This is a genomic window from Gordonibacter pamelaeae 7-10-1-b, from assembly GCF_000210055.1.
GTDB classification, from domain to species: Bacteria; Actinomycetota; Coriobacteriia; order Coriobacteriales; family Eggerthellaceae; genus Gordonibacter; species Gordonibacter pamelaeae.
The window spans coordinates 394,256-396,742 of the sequence record NC_021021.1 but is presented as its reverse complement, the minus strand read 5'-3'; the positions used below and the strand labels follow the sequence as shown (position 1 = coordinate 396,742).

The window sequence follows — 2,487 nt, the reverse complement described above, 5'->3', positions numbered from 1 at the left end:
GAGGAGAGGAGAGAGCATGGGGAACAACGTGTTGGGCACGCCCATCGTGAAGGGCCTGGGCTTCAACAGCTTCGGCATCGGCACGAACGCGTGCTCGGTCGACATCGACGAGGAGAACGACAAGATCCTGCGCATCCGCCCGCTGCGCTTCGACGAGCACTACACGCCGGAGGACCTGAACGCCTGGAAGATCGAGGCGCGCGGCAAGACCTTCGAGCCGGGCTTCAAGACGCTCATATCGCCGCTGTCGCTGTGCTACAAGAAGCGCGTGTACTCGAAGAACCGCATCCCGTACCCGATGCGCCGCGTGGACTGGGACCCGAACGGCGAGCGCAACCCGCAGAACCGCGGCACGAGCGGCTACGTGCGCATCAGCTGGGATGAGGCGTGCGCGCTCATCGCAGGCGAGATCAAGCGCGTGCATGACGAGTACGGGCCGGCGTCCATCCTCTGCGAGCTCGACGGCCACGGCGAGACGAAGTTCGTCCACGCGCCGCACGGCTGCCAGAGCCGCATGTTCGACCTCATAGGCTCCTACACGCTGCAAACCCGCCAGCCCGACAGCTGGGAGGGCTGGTACTGGGGCGCGAAGCACATGTGGGGCATGGACCCCTTGGGGCAGAACTCGCAGATGAACAACGTCATCCGCGACGTGGCGCAGAACGGCGACGCGGTGCTGTTCTGGGGCTGCGACGTGGAGACCACGCCGCTCGGCTGGGGCGGCTACCTGGCCAGCCGCCTGTGCTACTGGTTCACCGACCTCGGCATCAAGCAGATACACATCTCGCCCGACGTGAACTACACCAACGCCGTGCACGCCGACAAGTGGATACCGGTCAAGCCCAACACCGACGCGGCCCTGCAGCTGGCGATAGCCTACACGTGGATCAAGGAGGGCACCTACGACCAGGCCTACCTCGACACGCATGCCGTGGGCTTCGAGAACTTCAAGTACTACGTCATGGGCGGCGAGGACGGCGTGCCGAAGACGCCGAAGTGGGCCGAGAAGATCTGCGGCGTTCCCTCCTACACCATCAAGGCCCTCGCGCGCTACTGGGCCGCGCACGCCGTGTCCATCGCGCACTGCAACGGCGGCTCCTACATCCGCTCCTGCTACGCGCACGAGCCGGCGCGCCTCGAGGTGGCGCTCCTCGGCATGCAGGGACTGGGCAAGCCGGGCGCCAACCAGTTCAAGTTCATCGAGTGGACGCTCTACGGCATGGACACCGTGACGCCCTTGCCGCCGTCGGTGGAGATCCCCGACTGCAGCCCGGCCTACCGCGGCTGGTACCGCAGCTTCCCGAAGAGCTTCATCCCCAAGACCATGATCCCCGAGGCCATCATGAACCCGCCCGTATCGTGGTACGGCCACATCGGCGCCGGGTTCCCGCGCGAGGACCAGTTCGACGGGCCCTACACGTTCCCGCTCGAGGGCAACGAGCGCCTGCACATGATCTGGTCGGACACCCCGTGCTGGGAGACCTGTTGGAACGGCGGCAACGAGATGCAGGAGGCGCTGCGGCACCCCTCCATCGAGTTCATCGTCGTGCAGCACCCGTGGATGGAGAACGACTGCTTCTTCGCCGACGTCATCCTGCCCACGAACACGAAGTTCGAGACGGAGGACATCGGCACCGACTCCGACAACGGCCAGTGGAACCTCGTGTACTACGAGCGCCAGGCCATCAAGCCGCGCCTGGAGTCGAAGTCCGACATGGAGGCCGTGGGCGAGGTCGCGAAGGCTCTGGAGAAGTTCGGCGGCATCTACGAGAACCTCTACGAACGCTACATGGGCGGCAAGACCTGCGAGGAGTACATCCAGGCCGGCTTCGAGAACACGGGAGCGGCCAAGAAGATGGACTTCGAGGAGTTCAAGGAGAAGCAGTACTACCCGTTCCCCACGCGCGAGGGGTGGGAGGAGATGCCGGCCGGCCTCATCCAGTTCTACGAGGACCCGGAGGAACACCCGCTCCAGACGCCGTCCGGCAAGCTGGAGTACTACTCCACGACGCTGGCCAGCCAGTTCCCCGATGACAAGGAGCGCGGGCCCATACCTCACTGGGTCGACGAGGGCGCCGGCCACCAGGAGCGCCAGTACCTGGAGCGCGGGCGGAAGTACCCCTTCCTGCTCGTGTCGAACCACCCGCGGTGGCGCGTGCACGCGAACCTCGACGACGTCACCTGGTTCCGCGAGATGGAGGAGACGTGCAAGGTGACGGGCCCCGACGGCTACAAGTACGAGCCGGTATGGGTGAACCCGGCCGACGCGGGCCTGCTGGGACTTTCGACGGGCGACATCGTGAAGCTGTACAACGAGCGCGGCGCAGTGCTCGGCGGCGTGCGCGTGACCGAGCGCATCATGCCGAGCGTGGTGTACCAGGATCACGGCAGCCGCGTGGACTCGGTGGTTCTCGGCCGCGGCGGCTTGGACCGCGGCGGGGCGAACAACCTCATCGCGCCCTACGCCACGACCTCGACGCACGCGTT

The 2,487-nt window shown here is 66.0% G+C and carries 1 protein-coding gene; it reads left to right on the top strand.

The annotated features are described in order from the left end of the window. Window positions 1-16: 16 nt before the first annotated feature. On the top strand, window positions 17-2,487 hold a 2,471-nt coding region (locus tag GPA_RS01830; RefSeq protein WP_049783976.1), incomplete at its 3' end, for a molybdopterin-dependent oxidoreductase.